Source organism: Paenochrobactrum pullorum (assembly GCF_041929845.1).
GTDB classification, from domain to species: domain Bacteria; phylum Pseudomonadota; class Alphaproteobacteria; order Rhizobiales; family Rhizobiaceae; genus Paenochrobactrum; species Paenochrobactrum pullorum.
In genome coordinates this window covers 35,024-52,863 of the sequence record NZ_JBHEEH010000017.1, presented here as the reverse complement: position 1 = coordinate 52,863, position 17,840 = coordinate 35,024, and the positions used below count along the sequence as shown (strand labels likewise).

At 47.3% G+C, this 17,840-nt stretch carries 18 protein-coding genes; 10 read left to right on the top strand and 8 right to left on the bottom strand.

The features are described from left to right. Positions 1 to 162: 162 nt before the first annotated feature. The 4 genes from JNC77_RS15705 to JNC77_RS15690 all read right to left on the bottom strand — a co-directional run bounded on the left by JNC77_RS15705 (position 163) and on the right by JNC77_RS15690 (position 3,571). On the bottom strand, positions 163 to 858 hold the full coding sequence (locus tag JNC77_RS15705; RefSeq protein ID WP_374834189.1) for an aspartate/glutamate racemase family protein: 696 nt from the start codon (positions 856 to 858) through the stop codon (positions 163 to 165). Positions 859 to 1,054: 196 nt separating this feature from the next. Further along, the gene (locus tag JNC77_RS15700) at positions 1,055 to 1,267 is read right to left on the bottom strand and encodes a hypothetical protein (protein ID WP_374834187.1); all 213 of its coding nucleotides are present in this window, start codon (positions 1,265 to 1,267) and stop codon (positions 1,055 to 1,057) included. Positions 1,268 to 1,393: 126 nt separating this feature from the next. Beyond that, a complete protein-coding gene (locus JNC77_RS15695; protein ID WP_374834185.1) occupies positions 1,394 to 2,971 on the bottom strand; it encodes an ABC transporter substrate-binding protein in 1,578 nt (525 codons plus the stop codon). Positions 2,972 to 2,992: 21 nt separating this feature from the next. Continuing rightward, the gene (locus tag JNC77_RS15690; protein WP_374834183.1) at positions 2,993 to 3,571 is read right to left on the bottom strand and encodes a MarR family winged helix-turn-helix transcriptional regulator; all 579 of its coding nucleotides are present in this window, start codon (positions 3,569 to 3,571) and stop codon (positions 2,993 to 2,995) included. A gap of 183 nt (positions 3,572 to 3,754) precedes the next feature. On the opposite strand from JNC77_RS15690, the gene JNC77_RS15685 reads away from it, so the two are divergent. From JNC77_RS15685 to JNC77_RS15670, 4 genes are all read left to right on the top strand, one after another. Next, positions 3,755 to 4,462, top strand: coding sequence for a creatininase family protein (locus JNC77_RS15685; RefSeq protein ID WP_374834181.1), 708 nt, complete (start codon positions 3,755 to 3,757; stop codon positions 4,460 to 4,462). Positions 4,463 to 4,569: 107 nt separating this feature from the next. After that, positions 4,570 to 5,544, top strand: a complete 975-nt coding sequence (locus JNC77_RS15680) for an ABC transporter permease (protein ID WP_374834179.1) — start codon at positions 4,570 to 4,572, stop codon at positions 5,542 to 5,544. Continuing rightward, on the top strand, positions 5,544 to 6,425 hold the full coding sequence (locus tag JNC77_RS15675; protein WP_374834177.1) for an ABC transporter permease: 882 nt from the start codon (positions 5,544 to 5,546) through the stop codon (positions 6,423 to 6,425). Before JNC77_RS15680 ends, JNC77_RS15675 begins: the two co-directional genes overlap by 1 nt. Beyond that, positions 6,422 to 8,095 carry a dipeptide ABC transporter ATP-binding protein gene (locus tag JNC77_RS15670; RefSeq protein ID WP_374834175.1) on the top strand — a complete coding sequence of 558 codons (1,674 nt, stop codon included), beginning with the start codon at positions 6,422 to 6,424 and terminating at the stop codon, positions 8,093 to 8,095. The genes JNC77_RS15675 and JNC77_RS15670 overlap by 4 nt, the downstream gene beginning before the upstream one ends. Before the next feature lie 49 nt (positions 8,096 to 8,144). On the opposite strand, the gene JNC77_RS15665 is transcribed toward JNC77_RS15670, so the two are convergent. Then, positions 8,145 to 8,720 (bottom strand): LuxR C-terminal-related transcriptional regulator, encoded by a 576-nt coding sequence (locus tag JNC77_RS15665; protein WP_374834173.1) that lies wholly within the window; start codon positions 8,718 to 8,720, stop codon positions 8,145 to 8,147. Positions 8,721 to 8,824: 104 nt separating this feature from the next. Here JNC77_RS15665 and JNC77_RS15660 point away from each other — a divergent pair, with 104 nt between their 5' ends. From JNC77_RS15660 to JNC77_RS15635, 6 genes are all read left to right on the top strand, one after another. Continuing rightward, positions 8,825 to 9,997, top strand: a complete 1,173-nt coding sequence (locus JNC77_RS15660) for an acetyl-CoA acetyltransferase (RefSeq protein ID WP_374834171.1) — start codon at positions 8,825 to 8,827, stop codon at positions 9,995 to 9,997. An 11-nt stretch (positions 9,998 to 10,008) separates the two neighbouring features. Then, positions 10,009 to 11,526 carry a class I adenylate-forming enzyme family protein gene (locus tag JNC77_RS15655; RefSeq protein WP_374834169.1) on the top strand — a complete coding sequence of 506 codons (1,518 nt, stop codon included), beginning with the start codon at positions 10,009 to 10,011 and terminating at the stop codon, positions 11,524 to 11,526. A gap of 55 nt (positions 11,527 to 11,581) precedes the next feature. Next, positions 11,582 to 12,670, top strand: a complete 1,089-nt coding sequence (gene dctP / locus JNC77_RS15650; RefSeq protein ID WP_374834167.1) for a TRAP transporter substrate-binding protein DctP — start codon at positions 11,582 to 11,584, stop codon at positions 12,668 to 12,670. Between the two features lie 67 nt (positions 12,671 to 12,737). Continuing rightward, positions 12,738 to 13,265, top strand: coding sequence for a TRAP transporter small permease (locus JNC77_RS15645; RefSeq protein ID WP_374834165.1), 528 nt, complete (start codon positions 12,738 to 12,740; stop codon positions 13,263 to 13,265). Positions 13,266 to 13,326: 61 nt separating this feature from the next. Beyond that, positions 13,327 to 14,637 carry a TRAP transporter large permease gene (locus tag JNC77_RS15640; protein ID WP_374834163.1) on the top strand — a complete coding sequence of 437 codons (1,311 nt, stop codon included), beginning with the start codon at positions 13,327 to 13,329 and terminating at the stop codon, positions 14,635 to 14,637. Position 14,638: 1 nt separating this feature from the next. Further along, on the top strand, positions 14,639 to 15,433 hold the full coding sequence (locus JNC77_RS15635) for an SDR family NAD(P)-dependent oxidoreductase (RefSeq protein WP_374834161.1): 795 nt from the start codon (positions 14,639 to 14,641) through the stop codon (positions 15,431 to 15,433). Between the two features lie 156 nt (positions 15,434 to 15,589). On the opposite strand, the gene JNC77_RS15630 is transcribed toward JNC77_RS15635, so the two are convergent. From JNC77_RS15630 to JNC77_RS15620, 3 genes are all read right to left on the bottom strand, one after another. Next, entirely contained in the window at positions 15,590 to 16,435 is an 846-nt protein-coding gene (locus JNC77_RS15630; RefSeq protein ID WP_374834159.1) for an alpha/beta fold hydrolase, read from the bottom strand. A 107-nt stretch (positions 16,436 to 16,542) separates the two neighbouring features. Then, a complete protein-coding gene (locus JNC77_RS15625) occupies positions 16,543 to 16,854 on the bottom strand; it encodes a YjhX family toxin (protein WP_374834157.1) in 312 nt (103 codons plus the stop codon). A 364-nt stretch (positions 16,855 to 17,218) separates the two neighbouring features. After that, the gene (locus JNC77_RS15620) at positions 17,219 to 17,821 is read right to left on the bottom strand and encodes an ATP-dependent Clp protease proteolytic subunit (protein ID WP_374834155.1); all 603 of its coding nucleotides are present in this window, start codon (positions 17,819 to 17,821) and stop codon (positions 17,219 to 17,221) included. Positions 17,822 to 17,840 lie beyond the last annotated feature (19 nt).

Sequence of the window (17,840 nt, the reverse complement as noted above, 5' to 3'; positions counted from 1 at the left end):
TATCGCACAAAAGCGGATCAGGAGGCCGTCCACCACATCAAGTCCATTACATCCATCATTAATAATGCTGGAGAGCATTCAAAGTCTCTGATCAACAAGTTGAAGCTTTAGATCCATTGCCTATTCTGCACGCCACAGTATTATCTTCGTTCGTTTATCCAATCAACTCAATGCTTGCTCAACTGCCGCCTGTGCATGGATCGTAGTCGTATCGTAAACAGGTACAGGACTGTCGCTTTGCTTGATAAGCAACATAATTTCTGTACAGCCTAAAATAATCGCTTGCGCTCCACGCGCCACCAAACGACCAATAATCTCTCGATAAGCCTGACGGGAGCTTTCCTTCACAATCCCCTGCACCAGCTCATCATAAATAATCTGATGCACGGATTTGCGATCTTCATCATCAGGCACCAAGACATCAAAGCCATGTTTATTGATAAGGCGTCCTTTGTAAAAATCCTGCTCCATAGTGAAAGCGGTTCCGAGCAACCCCACTTTACTTAGACCTGCAGCCTTCATGCGCTCTGCAGTTGGGTCAGCAATATGCAAAAGAGGAATATTAATGGATGCCTGAACATCGTCCGCCATCCGGTGCATTGTATTGGTACAAATGAGAATGAAATCAGCCCCACCACGCTCCAAACGCTGCGCAGCCTGGATCATTTCTTGGGTGGCGTCATCCCAGCGCCCTGCACTTTGCAAAGCTTCAATTTCTGCAAAATCAAACGACCACATCAAGCACTGAGCGGACCGCAAACCACCAAACCGCTTTCTGACCAGTTCATTGATAATACGATAATATTCAGCTGAACTTTCCCAACTCATACCGCCAATCAGACCGATAATTTTTTGCAATGTGCCAATTCCCATTTTAATGATTTTTAACAATTATTACTTGGAAAGTTTGGCATTACTAGATAGGTTGTTTTTCTTTAAAAAAAGAGCCGGAAGGAATTATTTTTATATAATAGTGAATGCATTGGCGCATTTCACGCCATTGCATCAAGTTAAATGCGTAGTAAATTCAATTTCAAAAACATTAATTACCAGTCTAAAAAGCAAAAAAGGAGTTGCCCGAGCGCATTCCCCAATGTTGCTCCTCATTGCCATTTTGAAATGGATTACCTGCACCCGGATTTGCGGATGGTGGCTTGGCCGCCTCTTCAATCGCAGCATCGCACCAGTTACCTGCGTTGGCCACGCCCATTCCAAATCCAGTAACAATTGTGATCGACAGCAATATAGAAGATAATGTATTACGCATAAAAATCCCTTTTTTTAAAACAGAGACAGAATACCTTTTTCAACCAAGAATAATATTCCAGTTATGAGTTAGCTATTTAATTAAAAAATAGCCCGCTTTAAGCGGGCTATTTCAGGTTAACCCAGCTTATTGCACCGGCTTGATATTCATCGCCAGCGTGTCTTCATCCGCACGCGGTGTCAAAGTAACCTTGCCTTTTTTCATAGCCCATGCATTGAGCAGAATTGCCAGCGGCAGATCAGGACGGTCGGTCGCCACCAGATTGTTAGCCTTTTCAAGCAATGTACGACGCTCATCCGCATCCATTGCAGCAGCCGCATCTTCAATCAGCTTGTCCATTTCCGGATTGGCATAGCCGCGAACGTTGAAAGCACCCAGTGATTTTTCGGGCTCATTAGAATGCATCAATGAGGAAAGCATGTAGTTTGCCTCCCCAGTCAATGTACCCCAGCTGGCCATATAGAGTGAATATTCACCACGGGTTTTGGCAGGGTTGAACACAGCGGCAGGAACACCGTTCACCTCGGCAGTGATACCAATTGCAGCCAACATCTGAGCAATGGTCGGCCCCAATTCATTCGGCATACGGTCATTGGCATAGCTTAAAGTGATCTTGAAACCATCCGGATAGCCAGCTTCAGCCAACAACTCTTTTGCCCGCTTAACATTATATTCCGGTGCTTGGATCGACTTATCATAGCCAAAGATATTTGATGTCACCAGCTGTGTTGGCACAGCAGCCATGCCTTCAAGCGCGAACTCTACAATGGTTTCACGATCAACGGCCAGATCAAAGGCCTCACGTACACGTGGGTCAAGCAATGGATTCTTATCCAGTTTCTTGCCGCTCTTATCCCAGACCATCGGACTGTTTTCACGGAAATCGAATTCCAGATAGCTGATATAAATACTTTCATGTTTGGTGACAGTAAGCGATGAATCCTGTTCTAATACCGGCACGTCAGAAGCCGGAACCTTGGAAATCAAATCTACCTGTCCTGCTTTTAACTGCGCAACACGGGCGGCATCATTAGGAATTTCCTTGCGGATGACACGATCCCAAGGTTGTTTTTCGCCCCAATAGCCATCAAAGCGTTCAACCACCAGATCCTGTGTTGGTGCCCATGAAACAAACTTATATGGGCCGGTACCAATTGTTGCTTTACCGCTATTGAAACCTTCCGCCGCTGTTTCTTGCGTTGAATAATCAGCTGCTGCTTTATGTGACGTAATAAACAAACGAATGAAATCATTTGGCAGGGTCGGCGCGGCAGAATTTGTGGTCACACGCACGGTCAGCGGATCAACAACTTCAACCTCCTTCACACGACGCACAAAAATAGTTGCCGGATTAGGACCAGTGACATGCGGAATACGCTCAATGGAGAACTTCACGTCATCTGCGGTGAAATCAGAACCATCATGGAATTTAACACCATCACGCAGCTTAAATTCCCAAGTGGTATCGTCAAGCGGCTCCCAGCTCAGCGCCAATGAAGGTTCCAGCTCCAGATTGTCACCTGAACGGATCAGCGTATCAAAGATATGTTTGGTTGCTTCAGCATTCGCAGCCGTGGCCGTGAAATGCGGATCCATTGAAGCCGGCCCCGACTTGATCGCCATAACGAGGTCGGCTGCGAAAAGCTGGCCAGCGCTAAACAGCAATGTGGAGCCAAGCATAAATGCGCGCAATGTGTGTTTCATTTTAGGTTCCCAATTTGATATTTATTCGAGATAGTCATCACATTCAGTGGCATCTGACGTGATTGTTTCCGGCCATTCGCGTGAGGCGATGACAAGTTTGGCAAGTAAATCCGAGAGCATCATGCGCTCGGCAGGACTTAATTTTTCAAGCATCAGGCGTTCGCGTTCCAGCATGGGCGCCATCTTGGCTTCCACAATGTTTCGCCCTGCATCTGTCAGACACAAGACGACGCGACGTAAATCGCTCGCATCTTCTTCACGACTCACCAGCTTCAACTTGGTTAGTTTCTTAGTTGCACGACTAAGGGTGTTTTTTGGAAAGCCGGAGCCTGCAACAACCTCTGAAAGGGTCGTTTTATCGCGTAAAAAAAGCGAATAAAGCACCACAAATTCCGGCCGCAACAGATCGTGGTCAGTTCCGATCATCCCATAAACAGGGTTGTTGTAATGCAGTGCTAAATAATTGATCCGAAACGAAAGCCAGCACGGATTTTTCCACAATTTTGTATGCAGAATATCGCTCTCGCTAAGCCTGTCGTCACGCGCCTCGCTGCGCCCTGCCCGCCCCTCTAAAAGAGCGATCTCCACCCGCTTTTCCATCGCCCCTCCCAATATGACTTTTAGTCATTAAGTTCCATATAGAACAAGATAACGCTAGTTTATGGAATGTCAAACGTAATTTTTGTTCCAATTGGAACTTGTTTGTGTAATAAATTACGAATATGAGGTTTTAGGGAACCCGCTACAAAGACTCGGTAACCTATGGGAAGAGAGGATTTTTATATGCATATCAACGCCATGAACTGGGCTCAGGTTGAAGAGCGTGTCAAGCTTGACGACCGCTGTATTTTGCCAATCGGTAGTGTCGAGCAACATGCCCGTTTGAGCCTCGGAACAGATATGATTCTGGCTGAAAAAGTGTCCCTTGATGCAGCAGAGCCACTCGGCGTTCCGGTCTTTCCAGTTGTACCTTACGGCCTTGCTTCAAGCTTTGAAGATTTTCCGGGCACAGTGTCATTCAGCTTGCGCACTTACATCGGCGTTATAGAAGATATTCTCGATAGCATTTATCGCTCCGGCTTCCGTCGCATTCTGATCGTCAACGGTCACGGCGGCAACACACCAGCTGGTACCGTTGTGTCAGAATGGCTAAACCGCAACCGTGATGCCAGCGTGAAAATGCATGATTGGTGGCGGGCACCAAAGACCATGGGAAAAGTACTCGAAATCGATAATCGTGCTTCACACGCTTCATGGATGGAAAACTTCCCTTGGACGCGCCTTGAGGGCGTCGAGCAGCCGGGCCATGCAGTAGAACGCGCCGACTATGCAGGCATGGCACGTGTCGATGCCGGGCGCAAACGCGCCATGCTGGAAGCAACAGAAGGCAATTATCAGGGGCTGTTTGTTCGTCCTGATGAAGACATGCTGGCTATTTGGGATGTGGCCGTACGCGAAACCCGTTTTGAGCTGGAAAACGGCTGGCACTAATAAATTTTATCATAGTTTTCAGGCGGGTACACTTCGCCTGAAAATTAAAAGAAACAAAGCGGAAAAAATAGCAAAGCTATAGATTATCCGCTTGGGGAGCATTGCTGATGATTGCATTTATTGTCAGACGTTTGTGGCAAGCTGTCCTGATTATGCTTGTCATGTCATTATTGGTTTTTATGGGCGTTTTCGTCATCGGCAATCCGGTTGATGTGCTGATTTCGCCGGATGCAACACAGGAAATTCGTGATCGCGTTATCGCGCAATACGGCCTAGATCTACCGGTTTGGCAACAATATTTGCAATTCATGAACAATCTGTTGCATGGCGATTTAGGCCGTTCTTTTGTCTATAATATGCCGGTTGCAGAACTGATTGCATCGCGCCTGCCGGCAACTGCCGAACTGGCTCTCACCGCCGTTTTCATGGCAAGCCTGATCGGTATTCCGCTTGGTATCTACGCCGGATATAAACCAGACAGCTGGGGTTCAAAAACCATTATGGCTTTGTCCATTTTGGGCTTTTCGGTACCGACATTCTGGATCGGCCTTATGCTTATTATGGTTTTTGCAGTGCAGCTTGGTATTATGCCGGCTGGTGGTCGCGGAGAAACCGTATCAGTTTTCGGTGTACCACTAAGCTTTTTAACCTTGAATGGTCTTCATCATCTGGCACTCCCAGCTATAAATTTGTCAATGTTCAAGTTGGCATTGATGATCCGTTTGGCCGCCTCCGGCACACGTGAAATCATGCTGACAGATACAATCAAATTTGCCCGTGCTGCCGGTATTACCGAGCGAACCATTTTGCGTCGTCACGTTCTACGTTTGATTTCTATTCCCCTTGTTACCGTGTTCGGTTTGGAGCTTGGCTCGACTGTCGCCTTTGCTGTGGTGACTGAAACCATTTACTCTTGGCCGGGTTTAGGCAAACTCATCATCGACAGCATCACCTCGCTCGATCGTCCCGTTATGGTGGCTTATCTCATGCTTGTGTCACTGTTGTTTATCACGATTAATCTGATTGTGGATCTCTCTTATGCCCTGCTTGATCCGCGTATGCGTCAGGGAGGCGGTAAATAATGGCTTTGCTCAATAGCAGATTATTGCAATTCTGGTCAGAATTCAAACGCCATCCAGTGCCGCTTGTTGCTGCATTCGTAGTGGTTGTGATCATCTTACTGGCTGTTTTTGCGCCTCTTATCGCACCCCAAGATCCTTACGATCTTTCAAGCCTCGTATTGCGGGATGGCAGACGCGCACCGGGCTATGTCGGCCAAGGTGGCTATGTCCATCTTTTGGGCACCGACGGTCAAGGACGTGATCTTTTCTCGGCTATTCTTTATGGATTGCGCATTTCTTTGCAAATGGGACTTTTAGCAGGTGCCATCGCTTTTACCATTGGTGCATTGGTTGGTTCCAGTGCTGCTTATATCGGCGGGCGATTTGAGAGCTTCATCATGCGCGTCATCGACTTGCAACTTTCCTTCCCAGCAATTTTGCTGGCCTTCGTGGTTGCGGCACTGCTCGGACAAGGCAAAAGCCAGTTGATTATCGCACTTGTCTTTTCGCAATATGCCTATTTTGTCCGCACCGCTCATGGCGCGGCGGCAGCAGAGCGCAACAAAGACTATGTAGAAGCTGCCCTTTCTGTGCCGATGAGCGGTTGGTTTATCGTCACCCGTCACATCTTGCCCAACGCCTTGCCGCCCTTGATTGTGGTGGCAACGGTTCAAGTCGCATCAGCCATTTCATTGGAAGCAACCCTTTCATTCTTAGGCGTTGGCTTGCCACCGACAGAACCATCACTCGGTATGTTGATTGCCAATGGCTTCCAATATTTATTGTCCGGTCGCTACTGGATTTCGATCTATCCGGGTCTTGCACTGATTGTCCTGATCATGGCCATCAATCTTGTTGGTGATCAAATTCGTGACCAGCTGAATCCGAGGTTGAACAAATGACGACACATCTTCTTGAAGTCACCGACCTTCACACATATTTTGAAACCCGCAACGGTACAATTAAATCTGTCGATGGTGTTTCTTTCTACCTCGACCGCGGTGAAATTTTAGGTCTTGTTGGTGAATCCGGCTCCGGAAAATCCATCACCGGCTTCTCACTGATCGGCCTGATTGATAAGCCAGGTCATATTAAACAAGGCTCCATCAAGCTGGAAGGCCGCGAGCTTGTCGGTTTAAGCGAGAATGATTTGCGTAAATTGCGCGGTCGTGAAATCTCGATGGTTTTCCAAGACCCGATGATGACGCTGAACCCTGTCCTGACAGTGCTTGATCAAATGACACTGGCATTGCGGGCGCATGAAACGATCTCCGATAGTCAAGCTCGCATCCGATGTGTAGAAGCGTTGCGCCGCGTGCGCATCGTTGATCCCGAACACAAGGTGGATTTTTATCCGCATCAATTTTCCGGCGGGATGCGTCAGCGCGTGGCCATTGCGATTGCGCTACTGCACAATCCCAAAGTCGTGATCGCGGATGAACCCACCACAGCACTGGATGTTTCGGTACAGGCTGAAATTCTTACCGAAGTGAAAGCGCTCGTCAAAGAGCTTGGCATTTCGATGATCTGGATCAGCCATGATCTGGCAACAGTTGCCTCTATTTCGCAGCGCATTGCGGTGATGAAATCGGGTAAAATTATCGAAACTGGTCCCGCAACAGAAGTTTTGAAAGCGCCAAGCCATCCCTATACACAAGGTTTGCTGGATGCCTTGCCATCGCGTTCCAAGCCGGGGCAGATGCTTGGCAAAGCTACAGATGAAGAAATTGCTGCACTTTCGGATACAACACGTGTAACCGTGGATGATCCAAATTATGTAACCGTCAAAAATGCCGTTAAACGTTTCGAGCGTAAGACAGATATTTGGGGAAAATTAGGGCAAAAAATCGGTCTCATAAAACCTAAAAAGCCCGTTTTGGCTGTCAACAATGTCAACTTTTCCATCGCACGCGGTGAAGCTTTAGGCTTGGTTGGAGAATCCGGCTCCGGAAAATCCACTCTTGGCCGGATGGTTTGCGGCATTTATGAGCCGACAGCTGGCGAAATCCGGCTTGCCGGTCAGCCGGTTATGTCGGATAGCGGTAACAAGCTCACCACCAAAGTGCAGATGATCTTCCAGGATCCGTTTGCGTCCCTTGATCCGCGTCGCACTGTCGGGCAATCAATCGCTGAAGGGCCGATTGCGCATGGTTTGACAACCTCTGCCAATGCTCGTGATTATGTTGCGCATTGGCTAAAGGCGGTCAGCCTCAATCCAGCTTTTGCCGATCGTTTTCCGCATCAGTTTTCCGGCGGTCAGCGTCAGCGTATCGCTATTGCACGTGCATTAGCGATGAAACCGGAAGTAATCGTTTGTGACGAACCGGTGGCCTCGCTTGATGTTTCCATTCAGGCACAAATTCTCAATTTATTATTGCGATTGCGTAAAGAGCTCAATCTGACACTACTTTTCATCAGTCATGATCTCTCGGTTGTCCGCCACTTGTGTGACCGCATCATCGTTATGCATCACGGCAAGATTGTTGAAGAAGGGATGGCGGAAGAGCTTTTTGAGGCACCAAAGGAACCTTATACAAAAATGCTTCTCAACGCGATACCGAAGCTGGCTTAAACCAATTCTTTCGAAAGTTAAAATGTGGCTGACATCATCAGCCACATTTTTAATGATCTCCATCACGCACAAAAATTTTAGAGATTAATTGCGCCGTATTGCTGGCATTCAATTTACGCATCACCGCTGCACGATGCACTTCTACAGTGCGATGTGAAATACCAAGCATCACGCCAATATCTTTAGACGAAGCCCCATTCACGATATGCTGCGCCACTTCGCGTTCACGCGGGGTTAAATCCGATGCCGGACTTACCTCTGCGGTCAGTCGTTCAAATGTCCAAACCATCAATTCAAACGGCTTTTCCGGTGTTAATGTGCGCCCGCGTGCGCGTGCCCAAAACACCTCGCCGCCACGATATTGCATGAAACGCTCATCGGCGTAACGAGGACGACTTTTTAGCCAGCGAAGCCAACGTTCCCCCGTTGCCTCATAGTCAAATTTTGACGGATAAAGCACACGGATTGACTGCCCGATAAGCTCTCTTTCTTGCCAGCCAAACAGTTCGGAAACTTCTTTGTTACAGGCTTTGATTTGCCGGTTACTTAAAACCAAAATCGCAATCGGTGCATCCTGAAAAGCAATTTCAGTAAGCTGTTCCGATGTTAAGTCATTGTAATTCATAATTTTCTCCCCACAAATGAAATACGTATAGTTCTACGTAGTACTACGAATAGACGAAGCCTGTCTATTTCGCTTTTCTTTAAAAGGGATGAGGAGAAGCAGTTATGGATAAGACTATTTATATCACCGGTTCTGGTCACACCAAATTTGGTAAACTGACAGAAAATCTGGAACAACTGATCGTGCAGGCCACGCGTGAGGCGCTTCATGAAGCAGCCCTTCCGGCCAGTGAAATTGATGCCGTTTATTTAGGCCATTTCAATTCCGGCCTCGTCAGCGACGGCTTTGCATCCTCTCTCATTCATCAAGCAGATCCGGCATTACGTTTTACACCGGCAGCACGTTGTGAAAATGCCTGCGCTTCCGGTGCGGCGGCCATTCATGCTGGTATTAATGCCATTTTAAGCGGCAAAGCGCGTCATGTTCTGGTGGTGGGTGCCGAGAAAATGACCCATCGCACCACCGCTGACGTCACAACCGCACTGGCTGGTGCCGGTTATCAAAATGATGCAGCAGAAGCTGCCCTCAGCTTCCCGCAGGTTTTTGGTGTTGCCGCGCGCGCTTATACCGAACGCTATGGTGATCCGCTCACTGCAATGGCACATATTGCCGCCAAAAATCATCATAATGCGATGAAAAATCCGCTGGCACAAATGCAACGCGATTTGGGCTTTGAAGCCTGCAACACTGTCAGCGATAAAAACCCGTTGATTGCCCCTCCCTTGAGGCTCACTGACTGTTCGCTTGTCACCGATGGTGCGGCGGCCATTATCTTGTCTGTTGCCGATGCGGCAGCTGATATGAAGCGCCGTGTCCGCATTGCCGCTGCCGAGCATGTCAGTGATTTTCTGCCGATGTCGAGCCGTGATTTCCTCAAATTCGAAGGCCCGCAGCTTGCAATGATGCAGGCTTATAGACAGGCAGGCGTCAGCGTATCAGACATCAATTTTGCCGAAGTACATGACTGTTTCACTATCGCCGAATTACTGACCTATGAAGCCATGGGGCTGGCAGAAGCCGGTCGCGGTGGAGACGCCATCAAAAACGGCACTGTTTTTGCAGATGGTGCACTACCGGTTAATCTTTCCGGTGGCTTGAAAGCAAAAGGCCATCCGGTCGGCGCGACCGGCGTTTCCATGCACGCGCTCGGCTTCCGCCAGTTAACACAGCAAGCTGGCGACATTCAGCGCAAGGGTGCTGAGTGGGGACTATTGTTCAATATGGGGGGGGCAGCCGTTGCCAATTACGCCACCATTCTTCATGCAGACCGCGCCTGAGTATTATTGAAATGAACATTGCATATTGGCTTTATCAAACTGCCCGTTCATGGCCAAACCGTGAAGCAATTCTCTCAGGTGATGAGTGCTTTGCAACTTATGACGCGCTCTTAACGCGCACGGCTTCATTGGCGCATTGGCTGTATCATCATCACGGAGTGTTCCGTGGCGACAGAGTGGCGCTTTTTGCGCAAAACTGTCCGGAATATCTGGAAATCATGCATGCAATCTGGTGGTTGGGGGCGGTTATTGTACCCATCAACCATAAGCTTCATGCCAAAGAAGCAGCATGGATCATTGCAGATTCTGGTGCAAAAACTATCTTCACTGATACAGATTGCAGTTTTGAAGATGCGCCTTGCCTGCAAACAATCATCAAAATTGCCGGTGCTGAATATAATCAGGCTGTTTCAGCTTCACACAAAGATAAACCGGCTGATTGCGACAGCAATGAAATTGCTTGGCTGTTTTACACTTCCGGCACTACGGGACGCCCTAAAGGCGTGATGCTCAGCCATAACAATCTGATCCATATGAGCCTGTGTTACAGCCTTGATGTCGATCAGGTTTTTGGTAGTGACACGGCTTTATATGCAGCGCCCATGTCTCATGGTGCCGGCCTATATAACATGATTTTCATGCGTGCAGGCGCCCGCCACTTGATACCGGTATCCAAGGGATTTGATTCAGCTGAAATCATTAATCTGGCAAAAACCCAGAAAAATTTGGTGTTTTTTGCTGCCCCCACGATGGTGAAACGGCTGATCGCACATTCAAAGACGGTTGATTATCGAGGCGAAGGTATCCGCACCATTATTTATGGCGGCGGCCCGATGTATGCTGCCGATATTGACGAAGCACTCGATTATTTCGGTGATCGGTTTGTGCAGATTTATGGTCAGGGTGAAAGCCCGATGACCATTACCGCTTTGTCACGCGATCTGGTTAAAGATCAAAGTCATGCCAATTGGCGCTCACGACGCGCATCCGTTGGCACCGCGCAGGCATGCGTCAAAGTCGAAATTCGTGATGATAATGGCAAGTCATTACCGCATGGCTCCACCGGTGAAATTGCGGTTTTTGGTCAAACCGTCATGCAAGGCTATTGGAATAATCCTGATGCAACAGCCAGTACATTAAACAATGGCTGGCTCATGACAGGCGACCTCGGCCATCTTGATGAAGATGGTTTCTTGCATCTCACCGATCGCTCCAAAGACGTAATTATTTCCGGCGGCACCAATATTTATCCACGCGAAGTGGAAGAAACTCTGTTGCAACATCCAGATGTTTTTGAAGTCGCAGTGATTGGTGTTCCAGACCCTGAATGGGGCGAGAACATTGTGGCTTATATTGTCATGCGTGAAGACAGAGCAGCTGAAAAATCACTGCTCGATCAATGGTGCCAATCGCAGATGGCATCATTCAAGAAACCTAAAAAATATCTTTTTGTCAAAGAGTTACCCAAAAATAGCTATGGCAAGGTACTGAAAACAGAATTGCGCCAACTAGCATTAGAAAATAATTGAAAGCAGTCGGTTATGGCAGAGGAACCATAGCCAAATAATAACGGGAGGAAATACAATGGATAGACGTCATTTTCTTAAAATGTCCGCGGCTTTGGCAGGCACAGGCTTGGTGCCTTCATTGGCAAGTTCAGCATTTGCCAAAACATCGCTGAAATTCGATAGTTACATTTCAGAAACAGCTGGCCCTTCATGGGTTGATGAATGGTTTTTGAAAGAGCTGGAAACACGTACCAATGGTGAGGTTTCCATTCGCCGCTATTGGGCAGGCAGTCTCAACAAAGTGGGTGAGCACCTTGCTGCGGTACGTGACAAAACATCTGAAATGTCGCTTATTTCTCCGGGCTATTATCAGGTTGAATTACCGGTAACCCGCGGTCTTGAATGGTATTTCCGCATGGATCGTGCCGATAGTCTGCAGCTCGTCTGCCGCGATGTTTATGAACAATTCGAGCCTCTGCGTGATGAGTGGGAAAAACGCCACCGTGCAAAAGTTCTCTATTGGACAAACTGGAACTATGCCCCGCTTGTCATGCGTAATCCGATCAATTCCATTGACGATATCAAAGGCAAGAAAATCCGTGGTTACGGTATTGCAACCGACGTGATCGAACGCCTAGGCGGCATCGCGGTGCCAATGGCTGCACCCGATGTTTATCAGGCATTGGAACGCGGTGTTCTTGATGGTGTTTACGGTTTCGACTTTGTCACCGCTGTTGCCTACAAGCTGCATGAAGTGGCTCCAAATTTCTATGATATTGGTGATGGTCCACATGCGCCCGCCACAACTGTCATGAATATAGACGTATGGAATAGTCTTTCACCTGACGTGCAAAAAGTTGCTACCGATTTGGCAGATGAACTCTACGCCGGTAAATTCACCGAAATTTACGATAAAGTGCTACTTGATTATGTCAAAAAAGTAACCGCTGAAGGTGGAAAACTATACACATTATCCGATGAAGAAAAAGTACGTGCGAAAGCTTTGGTCCAACCGGCAGAAGTGGATGCATGGGTAGAAACTGTGGCTAAGCCTGCCGGTATCGACGGTGAGGCCATGCAAAAACTTATAGATGCAGCAATCGAAAAACATGCGCCACAAGGCAAAATGCTGCGTCCATACGAAATTGCACAGTCTTTGAAATAATCAGACTGCTTTATGTCGCCGGTTATACGTTATTATTTCCGGCGACCGCTTCCGGGAGGGGATGCGGATGATTAAGCTCCATCAATATATAAATCGATTAACCAATATTACCGGCTGGATAGCGCTCGGCTTTCTGTCCTTCATGATGTTTGGCATCACGCTTGATGTTGTGCTTCGGACTTTAACAGGAAAACCGGTGCCCGGCCTTTTCGAAATGTCGGAAATGTCGATGGTGATGGTTGTCTTCATGGGGCTTGGTTGGGCACAAAGTGATGACGCCCATATCAGAGTGACCATGCTGACGGATAAATTCAACCCGACATGGCAGCGTCTTTCAACAACGCTTGCATGGCTTTTGGCAGCGCTCGCACTCCTGATGCTGGCTTATCCCGCCACACTTGAGGCAATCTATTCTTTTTCGATCCGTGAGTTTCGCTGGGGATATTTTCAGGTTCCAATTTGGTGGGCAAAAATCGCAGTAGCCATCGGCTTGTGGCTGGCAGTTGTGCAAACACTTCTCCATGCCTTACTGGTTTTGACAGGGCGCGATCCGCACCGTCAACTGCCTGCAGTCACCGCCAGTCAGCTTTTGTAAAAGCCCTGCCCGCATATTTTAAGGTCAACAATTGGTTGACTAGTCAAAACGGAATTTACCAATGGATACAACATTAGTCGCAACAATTGCGGTTACAATGATCTTTGTATTGATGGCGATTGGCACACCGGTTTTTGCAGCGCTTGCGCTCTCTGGTGCTTTAGGCATTGTCATGATTGAAGATCTGCCATTTTTGCTTAATCGCCTGAAATCATTCTCTTTTACTCAGTCGGCTTCTTATACGCTCACCGTTATTCCACTCTTTATTCTTATGGGCGCTTTTGCCCATCATGCGCAGGTCGGCAAACGCTTATTTCGTGTTGCAAATAAATGGGTCGGGCATTTACCCGGTGGTTTAGCGATGGCTGGTATTTTAACCAGTGCCGGTTTTGCCTGCACCTCTGGTTCAAGTGTTGCAACTGCTGCCACCGTTGGCGCCGTTGCCATTCCGGAAATGAAAAAGGCCGGCTATGATCCACGTCTTGCAGCCGGTAGTGTTGCCGCTGGTGGTGTTCTTGGCGTCTTGATCCCACCAAGTGTTCTGCTGATTTTCTATGCAGCATTAACCGAAGTTTCAGCCGGTAAAATGCTGATTGCAGGTTTTATTCCGGGTATTTTGACAACTGTTGTCTTTATGATCGGCATCAGCATTATCGGCCGCACCGGCATGAACCAGGCAGCACGTGTACCGGCAACACCTTGGGGTGAACGTATCCGCGGAACCGTGGAAGCGTGGCAGGTGCTGGTTCTGTTTATTGTTGTACTGGGTGGTATTTACTTAGGCATCGTCACTCCAACGGAAGCAGGAGCGATAGGTGCAATAGCCGCATTTTTGATGTTGCTTGCTCACCGCTCTGGTCATTTGCGTAGTGAATTGGTTGAAAGCTTCCGCTCAACCTCAGCCACTACCGTCATGATCCTTTTCACCATGATTGGTGCAGGTATTTTTAGTTATTTTCTAACACTTATCCAGTTACCCCATGCGATCGCCAGTTTTGTGGTCAGCAGTGATATTCCACCATATGCCGTGATTGCACTGCTGTTGTTGGTTTACATCCCGCTTGGCATGTTTCTGGATGCTTTCTCGATGATGGTGATCACGCTGCCGATCATGTTCCCGACAGTGGTTCAGCTTGGTTTTGATCCGATCTGGTTCGGTATTCTCAGCGTCAAAATGTGTGAAATCGGCCTCATCACACCCCCAGTCGGGCTCAATTGCTTTGTGATAGCTGGCATCGACCGCGAAACATCACTGTCGGATGTCTTTAAAGGATCATTTTGGTTTGTAATTATGGAGCTCTTCACAGTTGTGCTCATCTTCTTATTCCCTATCATCGTGACATGGCTACCAGACACAATGATGGGGCGCTGAAATGGATAATAATGAAATCAATGACGTAGCATTGGTGACAGGTGGAGGTTCCGGCATCGGGCGCGCCTGCGCACTTCAATTAGCTGATAGAGGTGCATCTGTCGTTGTCGCCGATCTCAATCAGGAAGGCATTGACGAAACAGTTGCCCTTATTCATGCACAAGGCCAAAAAGCGCTTGGTATCAAGCTTGATGTTTCCGACCCGCAATCAGTCGAGAATGCATTCACGCAAACCGCCCATTGGCGTGGCAGTTGCCATATTCTGGTTAATTGCGCCGGAATTTTAGTGGTACAGCCGCTTCTTGATTTTCCGCTTGATGCATGGAACCGCTTAATGGCTATAAACCTGACGGGCACATTTTTATGTTCGCAACGTGCAGCCCGTGACATGGTCAAGAAGCGCTATGGCCGCATCATTAATATGGCATCGATTAGCGGTAGCCGCGCAGGTGTGGGGCGCGTGGCCTATGGCACTTCAAAAGCCGCCATTTCCGGCCTCACACGCCAGTTTGCTCTGGAACTTGGCGCTTATGGAATCACAGCCAACGCAATTGCACCGGGCGCTATTGTGACTGCGATGACAGAAGCTGCTTATACGGATGAAACAAGAGCAAAATTGCTACCAATGATCCCTTCCGGTCATTTGGGAGAAGTAGATGATATTGCCGCAGCTGTTTGTTATCTGGCGTCCCCTCAAGCCAAATACGTCAATGGTCATATTCTTGCTGTCGATGGTGGTTATCTGGCTTCCGGTATGACACAAACTGGAAGTCTTGAGTTAAAATCAGCGAATTGATTAAGCTTAAAATCAAGCATAAAAAGGGGAGCATTTCCCCTTTTATGACCAATTTTTAATAAGAGATAGTTTTCAAAGCATTTTTATCACTTGTCAAAGAGCAAATTACTTACTTTTATAATGAAGGAGAGCATGACAAAGCAAACTTCTCAAATATTAATATTTTCCCGCCGCTAACTGCATCAATATCTCACGCGACTGTGTCCATAAAACTGCACTTCCGCTGCTTTCAATTTGATTAAGTTTAACGCAAGGAAGCCGCTTGCTCAGTGTCTCGCCAAAATCCGGAGAGTGCACAGGACTGGTATCAGCCAGACCATACCATAATTGCACCGGACAATTAATTTCCTCAAGTTTAAATGGCCATGGTGCCATTGCCAAAATAGTATCACGGGCATAACCCGCTGCACCTTGAACAAAACCAGCATCGAGTGCAACGCGATAATGCGGAGCGAAATCTCCTTGTGCATAATAAGCACGGTCTTGCTCGGCGCTCATAGTTTCAATCATCTGCCAGAGCCATTCAGCAGTCGCAAATTGTGCAATTTCTGTTTCCAATGCCAATTTATCAGAGTTTGCACGTTCGACCATCACAGCAACAGAATCCGGCAATTGCTTTATAACTGCAGGATGAGACAATTCATCCTGCCCTGAAACAATCGTGAGCGCTTCAACAAGATTGACTGCCGCCAATGCATAAGCAAAAACTGCACCTTGTGAAAAGCCTATGGCAAGCGGTGCTTCCGCCTCTAAATGATTGAGCAATTGCTCAATATCTTGTGTCCAGCTTGCAAGGGTTTTCTGCGGATCAGCATCTGAACCACCCAATCCTGCACGATCAACAGAGATCATTCTTAAATTGAGTTCTTCTGCATCTCGTTCACCAAAAACGAAACGACCGGCCATTCCGGCGCCCGGGCAAAAAATGACAACACGGCCATCAAGTGCGCCCCACTCATGCCATACCAATTGACGATTATCTGCCAGTTTCAATGAGTTCATTGTTAAAAGACCAATATGTTAAAGACTAAAAAACGCTGCTTGCACTTTGTTTTGGCGAAAGCGCAAGCAGTTTTTAGCAGAAAAAGCAGATATGAGCGAGATTGAGCTCACTTCTTCGCCTGTTGTCGGGAAGTTTGCAGGCTAACTATGCCATCACGAGAGATGTAATAGTCACTGCCTTGTGTTGAGCGGATCAATTTTTTGGCTCGTAAATTGATGAATTGTGGCAAACCAACACCATCCATAAACCAGCCTTCACGTGTAATAAAATCGGCATCGATCACTTTATTACGTTCATCTTTTTCCAACACAACCCTGCCGCCACGTGACAGCATTTCGAGCACCTTGCGCTCCAATTTTGATATATTCATCATATCACCCAAACACCTGTTTTTTAAAAAAATATATGCAGGTGCCATTTGAAAAATGCAGAGATGCAGAAATGGTGAAAGGCTTATAAAAGCCGCGTTTTTGCATATTTTTAAAATGTGGGATCAGTGTAAGCAGGCACTCTGTGCCAATAAATCATCAGCTTGCAGCAGAATATTGATATTTTGATCGAGTGGACCAAAACTCTGAAACAGACATAATGATTGAGAGCTTTATAGAGCACAGCACAAAAGCACGGCGAAGTAACTTCCCGTTTATCAGCCGCTTGACGCGATCCAATTTCTTAGCTTCTGCGCATAAATCTCCTGAGCAATTTGTGTTCTATATTTAGATGCAGCGCTTCAAAAAGTCAATTTAACCTTCGAAAAGCACCTCATTTTTATGTTTTTCACCTTAAACAGGTGTATTTTTCTGCAAAATATGATCAATTAAGCCCCATTCAAGTGCTTCTTTCGCATCCATAAAGCAGTCACGATCCAGTTTGCGCTCAACCTCTTGATAAGAGCGACCACAATGGCTGGCGTAAAAATCGATTACTTTATGTTTGGTTTTACGCATTTCCTCAGCCTGAATAAAAATATCCGATGCCTGACCTTGAAATCCGCCTAATGGTTGATGCACATGCAAACTGGCATTGGGTAGAGCATAGCGGTGCCCAGTCTCACCGGCCATTAATAAAAATGATCCCATGGATCGGGCTGTGCCCATACATAATGTATGCACCGGTGCATGGATAAACTGCATTGTATCGTAAATGGCCAGGCCACTGGTCATAGAACCACCCGGAGAATTGATATATAGATGTATCGGCTTTTTCTGACTCTCCGCTTCAAGCAGCAATAATTGCGCGCAAACAAGCGCAGAAATCGTGTCATTAACTTCGCCATTCAAAAAGATAATCCGCTCACGCAACAAGCGGGAGTAAATATCAAAAGAGCGCTCTCCTTTTTCTGATTGTTCAATTACCATAGGGACGAGTTGAAGGGTTTCGTGCATCGACGACCTCCGTTATTCA

Excerpts from the sequence above, each read along its gene's own strand:
- JNC77_RS15700 (WP_374834187.1), bottom strand. The coding sequence starts at position 1,267 with ATGCGTAATACATTATCTTCTATATTGCTGTCGATCACAATTGTTACT.
- JNC77_RS15695 (WP_374834185.1), bottom strand. The coding sequence starts at position 2,971 with ATGAAACACACATTGCGCGCATTTATGCTTGGCTCCACATTGCTGTTT.
- JNC77_RS15690 (WP_374834183.1), bottom strand. The coding sequence starts at position 3,571 with ATGGAAAAGCGGGTGGAGATCGCTCTTTTAGAGGGGCGGGCAGGGCGC.
- JNC77_RS15685 (WP_374834181.1), top strand. The coding sequence starts at position 3,755 with ATGCATATCAACGCCATGAACTGGGCTCAGGTTGAAGAGCGTGTCAAG.
- JNC77_RS15680 (WP_374834179.1), top strand. The coding sequence starts at position 4,570 with ATGATTGCATTTATTGTCAGACGTTTGTGGCAAGCTGTCCTGATTATG.
- JNC77_RS15675 (WP_374834177.1), top strand. The coding sequence starts at position 5,544 with ATGGCTTTGCTCAATAGCAGATTATTGCAATTCTGGTCAGAATTCAAA.
- JNC77_RS15670 (WP_374834175.1), top strand. The coding sequence starts at position 6,422 with ATGACGACACATCTTCTTGAAGTCACCGACCTTCACACATATTTTGAA.
- JNC77_RS15665 (WP_374834173.1), bottom strand. The coding sequence starts at position 8,720 with ATGAATTACAATGACTTAACATCGGAACAGCTTACTGAAATTGCTTTT.
- JNC77_RS15660 (WP_374834171.1), top strand. The coding sequence starts at position 8,825 with ATGGATAAGACTATTTATATCACCGGTTCTGGTCACACCAAATTTGGT.
- JNC77_RS15655 (WP_374834169.1), top strand. The coding sequence starts at position 10,009 with ATGAACATTGCATATTGGCTTTATCAAACTGCCCGTTCATGGCCAAAC.
- dctP (WP_374834167.1), top strand. The coding sequence starts at position 11,582 with ATGGATAGACGTCATTTTCTTAAAATGTCCGCGGCTTTGGCAGGCACA.
- JNC77_RS15645 (WP_374834165.1), top strand. The coding sequence starts at position 12,738 with ATGATTAAGCTCCATCAATATATAAATCGATTAACCAATATTACCGGC.
- JNC77_RS15640 (WP_374834163.1), top strand. The coding sequence starts at position 13,327 with ATGGATACAACATTAGTCGCAACAATTGCGGTTACAATGATCTTTGTA.
- JNC77_RS15635 (WP_374834161.1), top strand. The coding sequence starts at position 14,639 with ATGGATAATAATGAAATCAATGACGTAGCATTGGTGACAGGTGGAGGT.
- JNC77_RS15630 (WP_374834159.1), bottom strand. The coding sequence starts at position 16,435 with ATGAACTCATTGAAACTGGCAGATAATCGTCAATTGGTATGGCATGAG.
- JNC77_RS15625 (WP_374834157.1), bottom strand. The coding sequence starts at position 16,854 with ATGGCACCTGCATATATTTTTTTAAAAAACAGGTGTTTGGGTGATATG.
- JNC77_RS15620 (WP_374834155.1), bottom strand. The coding sequence starts at position 17,821 with ATGCACGAAACCCTTCAACTCGTCCCTATGGTAATTGAACAATCAGAA.